The organism is Thalassotalea sp. 1_MG-2023, from assembly GCF_030546745.1.
Lineage (GTDB): Bacteria > Pseudomonadota > Gammaproteobacteria > Enterobacterales > Alteromonadaceae > Thalassotalea_C.
Genome location: NZ_JAUOPD010000013.1, coordinates 110,848 through 118,225, shown reverse-complemented (window position 1 = coordinate 118,225; position 7,378 = coordinate 110,848). Strand labels below are relative to the sequence as shown.

Genomic DNA, 7,378 nt, shown 5'->3' with positions numbered 1-7,378 from the left:
GTCATATTAATACCTAATCAGTTGCGGTGATTCTATCACCTCTAATTAGATGGCCAAATTTATTGTGCCACTACACAACCGAACACTTGAATAACAAATATAAATATACAAATCAAAACAATTAGTTAGCAATAATTTATGTTTGTAATATATTATTATAATTGGAATTCAAAGTCTTTTGACGAAGGAATATTGAGCTATTTCACGTATAAAATAACGGCTAGAAACGCATCGCTTAAGTACAAGTAGGTTTATTTAAATACACCTACAAGATGAAAATGTTGTGACTAAAAAGGATTTTTCTAGCAATAGAATAATAAACAACGTGAAATTTACTGACTGATCACCACAGGGTTACATTAGCTAATTTATGAGTAAACTCAGTTAAAGCGTCAACTAAAAACTGATAAAATCTTCTTCTATGACATGCATGTTAGGGTACAGAAGCGCTAATTTTGAATACCAGTTCTCACTGATTTCACGTAACTTTCCACTCTGTTTTAATCGATAAAAAGCTTTGGTAACGTTTGCCACAACTTCAGGAGATGTACGTTTAGACATAAGCAAATAAACATCAGCTTGATGCACAGTAAAAATAGATTTAAATTCGTTCTCGATGCCCAGTTGACGACAAATATAACTTAATCCTTGTTGTTCGTAGACAATAACTGGCAATCTTTTCTTAGCCAGTAGCCGAACATTTTGAGCCGGGTAAGTGACTGAATACAAGTTGTTAAAACCACGGTTAATTAACCACTCTTCACGGACATCACCACGAACAACACCAATGTTACTTATCTGCCTTAAATCCTGAAGCGAGTTTATTTCAAGGGTGTTATCAATGGTCGTAAAAGCCTGCCATTTTTTGGTTAATACTTTACCTATCCAGTGAAAGCTATGTTCTCTAAAGGCAGTGCGTGAAAAGCTAAACAATAAAATATTGGCATTGTTTTTTGCTATATTTAAAACACGCGCTTCTGGAGATATTTGTATCTTGGTAGATATATTCAATTCAGCTAGCAACGCTTTCACTATATCAACAACATAGCCTTCAGCTTGACCATTATCGGCAAGATAACTTGCAGGCGGTTCGTCTACCCCGATAACGCGCAATGATTCACTTTGACCATATGCGTCGCCAATAAAGATATATACGCTAAGAAAGAAATAGATTAGTCGTTCCATCGAACTTCAACAGTAGCACTCGCTTAAGTTAACTGTAGCAAGTTTTTAAATTTCTGCTGTATTCAATAAAACAAATGTGACTTAATTATATATTTCAATGACGTTACTAAAATCAGACACTATATATAACTTACCTGATTTATTAAGCGTCCCTTTTATATACTCACTTCTAATTTCCGTGCTTGTAGTATCAATGTCTAGTTGTTCTGCACTAATAATCTCCCCGACAAAATCAACTGCAATACCAACTAACTGATCTTCGCTTTCCACTAATATAATACGGCTTTCGCACCCTTCATTTTCCTCATCAACGTGTAACATCCTGCGACAAGAGTTTATTGAAACGATACTACCGCGGATATTTTGTATACCTAAGGTAATATCTAATGCTCCTGGCACAGGTGTAGGAACATCATAAGGCAGAATTTCTTTAATTTTTGATACCGGATGTAAAAACTGTTCCGAAGCTACTTCAAAACTTATCCATTGACTTTCGTTCAAATTATCCCCCCAAAATTCCTTATTAACACATTAGTTTACATTACATTCATCACATATATTTAGATGTCTAACTGTTTTATGATACACGTTTAAACTAAAAACTTTAATATAAGAGGGTTACATAAATAAAATAACCTTAGTATACTAAGCATTGTAATTGACTATATCTTTTAATGTTCTCAATTTTAGTTAGTTATAAAACTAAATAAGCGTGGTTATTTTGAACATAAGTGAAAAATTAGTACTAGAAACCCCCAAGCTGATTGACGGGATAGAAATCAACGAACTGATCAGCAATAGTCCACCTTTGGACACCAATTCGTTGTACTGCAACTTTTTGCAGTGTGGTCACTTTGCCAATACATCTATCGTTGCAAAACTAGATGGGAATGTTGTTGGCTTTATTTCTGGGTATATCGTGCCAGAAAGACCAGAAACCTTGTTTATCTGGCAAGTAGCAATAGATAAGCAGGCACGAGGGCTAGGTCTGGCAACACGTATGCTGTTGGCCATTTTATCAAGACCAGTAAACGCTAATATCTCCTTCGTAGAAACAACAATAACGCCTGACAATCAAGCCTCATGGTCATTATTTAGAGGTTTAGCCAAGAAGTTATCTTGTGAACTAACACATGATATTTGGTTAGATAAACAAACACACTTTCGTGGTGAGCATGAATCTGAGTCGCTCCTACGAATTGGCCCTTTTAATGTAAGTGAATAAAAAACTATTATGAAAATATTTAATGAAATTGAATCAGAAGTACAATGCTATGCACGTTCATTCCCTAGAGTTTTTAACAAAGCAAAAGGCGAATTTATGTGGGATGAAGACGGCAACAAATATTTAGACTTTTTAGCTGGCGCAGGAACACTTAACTACGGCCATAACAACGATGCATTTAAGCCAGCACTCCTTGAGTATATTGAAAACGATGGCATCACGCATGGTTTAGATATGCACACACGTGCTAAAGGTGAGTTTTTAGAAACCTTTAACGAATTAATTCTCAAGCCTCGTGATTTACAGTACATAGTGCAATTCACCGGCCCAACCGGTACAAACGCTGTTGAAGCAGCGATAAAAATTGCTCGCAATGTTACCGGTAAACACAACATTGTTAGTTTTACTAACGGCTTCCACGGCGTAAGTCTAGGCGCGCTAGCAGCAACGGGTAATTCTCATCATCGAGGTGGCGCGGGCGTCAGCTTAAATGGTGTTCATCGTTTACCTTTCGATGGTTATTTAGGTGAAAACATCGATACCACCGAATACTTAGATAAAGTGTTATCAGATTCAAGCAGTGGTATTGACTCTGTTGCCGGCGTTTTAGTTGAAACCGTGCAAGGTGAAGGTGGTGTTAACGCAGCAAGTGTTGACTGGCTTAAAAAGCTAGAAGCAGTATGTAGAAAGCACGATATCTTATTAATTGTTGATGATATTCAAGCTGGCTGTGGTCGTACTGGTGATTACTTTAGTTTCGAAAGCGCCGGATTATCGCCAGACATCGTTACCTTATCTAAGTCTCTTGGTGGTTACGGCTTACCTTTCGCTGTTGTATTAATGAAGCCTGAATTAGATCAGTGGAAGCCAGGTGAGCATAACGGTACGTTTAGAGGTAATAACTTAGCGTTCGTTACCGCTAAAGCAGCCTTAGAACATTACTGGGCAGACTCAACTTTTTCAAATGAAATTAAACGCAAAAGTGACTATATCACTAAGCGATTAAATAGCATTGTTGAAAATTACGGCGAAGGTAACTTCACCGCTAAAGGCCGAGGCATGTTCCAAGGGATTAATTGTGTTGATGGCGAAATCGCTGGACGCATCACTAAACTTGCCTTTCAAAAAGGCTTGTTAATTGAAACAAGTGGTGCTGAAGATCATGTTATTAAGTTATTTTGTCCTTTAATTATTAGCGATGAAAACTTAAAACAAGGTATTGATATCATCGAAGAGTCAGTCAAAGAAATCTGTTCAAAAGTCGATGACATGCCAGAAGCAATGTTGTATTTCGCTTAATAATACTTATTGAATAAAAATTATAGGAAAAATAATGATTGTACGTAATTTATCAAAAGCCAACGAATCAAATCGTCGTATCGTATCTCCAGATGGTAATTGGGAAAGTACGCGACTTCTTTTAAAAGAAGACAATATGGGTTTTTCTTTCCATATTACCACCATTTATGAAGGTTCAGATTTTCTATTGCATTACCAAAAGCACTTAGAGTCTGTGTACTGTATCTCTGGTGAAGGTGAGATTGAGTCATTGGAAGATGGCAGTAAACACTCAATAACACCTGGCACAATTTATATTCTAGATAAGCATGACAAACATATGCTTAGAGCTTTCAAAGAAATACAATTTGCTTGCGTATTTAACCCACCGTTAAACGGCAAAGAAGTTCATAACTCTGAAGGTTCATACGAATTAGAAGCTGAGACAATTTAGTTTAATATGATCAAATACTGAAACCCGAGGTGCGGTTAGTTGAATAATCGCATCGTTCAATATCAGCATTTCATAGCAAGAACGGAAGTCATCAAAACGTTAAATCATTCTCGATTTATTTTGCTTGAAATATTGATTGTTGAAACGGGTTTCTTCATTTGCTCAAAGAGAAATAAAACCTAGATCAATTGATGACTTGCTGATCAAGTTTTTATTTTTCAGCCTGAAACATGAATGTTTATTTTGTTTTATAAATTAGCACACTGAACTTAAACAACTTTCAGGCGAATTATATTAAGGCGACTCACCTAATAACGTTACTTAACATTAAACATTAACGTAATTGAGATTAACATGCATACAGTTGAAAAAATCGGCGGAACGTCGATGAGTGACTACAAGTCAGTAAGAGATAATATTTTCTTAAATCCAAATCTTTCAACACCTTATAATCGTATTTTTGTCGTATCTGCATACGCAGGTGTAACAAATAAGCTTTTAGAGCACAAAAAAAGTGCTCAGCCGGGCGTATATTCATTGTTTGCCGACAGTATGGTCGATTCAAACTGGCAAGAACACTTCAAGCAATTATCTGTCAGCCTTCAAAAGATTAATGAAAATTTATTTACTGATCCAGAGCAATTGATTAGCGCGAACAATTTTATTGAAGAACGCTTAGAAGACGCACGCAATTGCTTATTAAACTTACAAAAGCTTTGTCAACATGGGCACTTTTCATTAACGTCGCATTTAGAAACCGTTAAAGAAATGCTGGCAAGTATTGGTGAAGCACATAGTGCCTGGAACACTGCCTTACTACTTAAAAATAGTGGTATCAACGCCTGCTTTGTAGATTTAACCGGCTGGCGTTCTGCTTCACATATGTCTTTAGATGAACGTGTTAACCTTGCCTTTAAAGATCTCGACTTAGCGAGCTGCTTGCCCATTACTACCGGTTATGCACACAGTGAAACAGGCTTGATGTCAACGTTTGATAGAGGTTATAGCGAGATGACATTTAGTCGAATCGCAGTGCTTACTGATGCCACCGAAGCAATCATTCATAAAGAATTTCATTTAAGTAGCGCAGACCCAAATTTAGTTGGCGAAGAATCTGCCGTTCCTATTGGTAGAACTAATTATGATGTTGCCGACCAACTTGCTAATTTAGGTATGGAAGCAATACATCCAAAGGCAGCAAAAGGCTTACGTCAAAGTCAAATTCCATTACGCGTTAAAAACACCTTTGAGCCTAAACATTTGGGCACATTAATTACTGGCAGCTATGTGAGTAAATCACCGTGTGTAGAAATTATAGCTGGCTGCAAAGGTATTTATGCTCTAGAAGTATTTGATCAAGCAATGGCTGGAAATATACATAACTATGACCAAGTTATTTTAAAGACAGTGCAGCGCTTTAAAGGCTACATTGTATCAAAAGACGTCAATGCAAATACTATCACGCATTACTTGAAGGCAAGTTTAAAAACAATTAAGCGAATATGTGAAGCCATTCAAGATGACTTCCCTGAAGCTGAAATAAACCAGAAAAAAGTGGCTATTATTTCTGCCATCGGTAGTGATATGCAAATTCCAGGTTTATTATCAAAAGCGGTAAACGCTTTAGCAAAACAACAAATTAGTGTACTGTCAATTCATCAAGCCATGCGCCAAGTGGATATTCAATTCTTCATTGAAGAAGATGATTACGACGATGCAGTAAGAGCATTACATGCTGAATTAATTGAAGTACATGATCACGGTGATGCTATTTGTTTAGCCTCATAAGTGCAGTTTTTAAGGTAAAATAATGACATTATCATTTATTTGTTTTCTTACATTGTTTGCCTTAATAGGCCTATCTTCAGCCTTCCAAAGCAAAGGAAATAAATCAGATTACTATCTGGCAAGTGAATCTGTATCGCCTTGGTTGGTGGGCTTATCTGCCGTAGCAACCAATAACAGCGGTTATATGTTTATCGGTGTTATTGGTTATACCTATGTTACTGGCCTAGCCTCGATTTGGTTAATGGCCGGCTGGATACTTGGCGATTTTCTTGCCTCTCTTTATGTCCATAAACAATTAAAAGAAGCGACGGCTAAGACCAAAGAAGTCTCGTTTGCTGGGGTGTTAAGTAATTGGCATGGTAAATCTGGCAATGGGTTACAGCGAATAATAGGGTTAATTTCACTCGCATTTTTAATTACTTACGCGGCAGCTCAACTATTAGCCGGAAGTAAAGCCTTACACGTGCTGCTTGATTGGCCACTATGGTACGGTGCTGTGATTGGCGCGGTATTAGTCTGCTTATATTGCTTTTTTGGTGGTATTAGAGCATCTATCTGGACCGATGCAGCTCAATCAATCGTCATGATAGTAGCAATGTCAATTTTACTTGTTACTGCCGTAAACAGTGTAGGCGGCCTCGAACAAGCATATAGTAGTTTAGCTACTATCGACGGATACATGGACTGGACTCCTGAAAAGCTCTTACTACCTGGGGTATTTGGTCTTGCATTGTTTATTATTAGCTGGATATTCGCCGGCCTTTCGGTCATAGGTCAGCCCCACGTGATGGTGCGTTTTATGACCCTAAACAATGCTGATAATATGTTTAAAGCTAAGCTCTGGTACTATTTATGGTTTACAAGCTTTTATTGCATGGCTACAGCTGTTGGTATGTTATCTAGGCTCTTTATTGCTGATACGGGTAGTTTCGATGCTGAACTTGCATTACCCACTCTTGCACAACATTTGCTTCCTGAAGTATTAGTAGGGCTAATTCTAGCCGGTATTTTTGCCGCAACTATGTCAACAACAGACTCTTTAGTGTTAAGTTGTTCTTCGGCAGTAACACATGATATATCGTCTAAAAAAATCGAAAAAACATGGGTATTAAAAGCTACAACGACTGTAGTCACTTTTATAGCCTTGCTGTTAGCATTAACCAGTAAACAAAGTGTTTTTAATATGGTTATTATGGCGTGGTCAGGTTTAGCAAGCGCGTTTGCCCCGTTATTAATAACCCAAAGCCTAGGTGGAAGACCAAACCAACTGTTAAGTATAACCGCAATATTTGTTGGTTTTGCCGTCGCTTTATTATGGAGAATGGCAGGGTTGACCGAATTTATCTATGAAGGTTTACCCGGTATTATTATCGGTCTGCTGATATTTTATATTGGCCTTTCACATTTCAAACTTACGCTACCAGCGCAACAACAGAAAGTATAAGTAC

7 protein-coding genes are annotated in these 7,378 nt (G+C 37.3%); 5 read left to right on the top strand and 2 right to left on the bottom strand.

The features are described from left to right. Positions 1-396 precede the first annotated feature (396 nt). Together Q4489_RS11855 and Q4489_RS11850 are read right to left on the bottom strand one after the other, a co-directional pair. On the bottom strand, positions 397-1,185 hold the full coding sequence (locus Q4489_RS11855; RefSeq protein ID WP_303480628.1) for an ABC transporter substrate-binding protein: 789 nt from the start codon (positions 1,183-1,185) through the stop codon (positions 397-399). 81 nt (positions 1,186-1,266) lie between these two features. Beyond that, positions 1,267-1,686, bottom strand: coding sequence for a chemotaxis protein CheW (locus Q4489_RS11850; protein WP_303480625.1), 420 nt, complete (start codon positions 1,684-1,686; stop codon positions 1,267-1,269). Positions 1,687-1,906: 220 nt separating this feature from the next. Between Q4489_RS11850 and ectA the strand changes: the two genes are divergently transcribed. The 5 genes from ectA (at position 1,907) to Q4489_RS11825 (ending at position 7,374) form a co-directional block, all read left to right on the top strand. Beyond that, complete coding sequence (gene ectA / locus Q4489_RS11845; protein ID WP_083602053.1) at positions 1,907-2,410, top strand: diaminobutyrate acetyltransferase; 504 nt, start codon at positions 1,907-1,909, stop codon at positions 2,408-2,410. A gap of 9 nt (positions 2,411-2,419) precedes the next feature. Beyond that, a complete protein-coding gene (ectB, locus tag Q4489_RS11840) occupies positions 2,420-3,709 on the top strand; it encodes a diaminobutyrate--2-oxoglutarate transaminase (protein ID WP_303480619.1) in 1,290 nt (429 codons plus the stop codon). Positions 3,710-3,743: 34 nt separating this feature from the next. Continuing rightward, positions 3,744-4,142, top strand: a complete 399-nt coding sequence (locus tag Q4489_RS11835; RefSeq protein ID WP_074499201.1) for an ectoine synthase — start codon at positions 3,744-3,746, stop codon at positions 4,140-4,142. Between the two features lie 354 nt (positions 4,143-4,496). Beyond that, positions 4,497-5,930: an aspartate kinase gene (locus Q4489_RS11830; RefSeq protein ID WP_303480616.1), complete on the top strand. Its 1,434-nt coding sequence runs from the start codon at positions 4,497-4,499 to the stop codon at positions 5,928-5,930. 22 nt (positions 5,931-5,952) lie between these two features. Then, positions 5,953-7,374 (top strand): sodium/proline symporter, encoded by a 1,422-nt coding sequence (locus Q4489_RS11825; protein ID WP_303480614.1) that lies wholly within the window; start codon positions 5,953-5,955, stop codon positions 7,372-7,374. Positions 7,375-7,378: the final 4 nt, after the last annotated feature.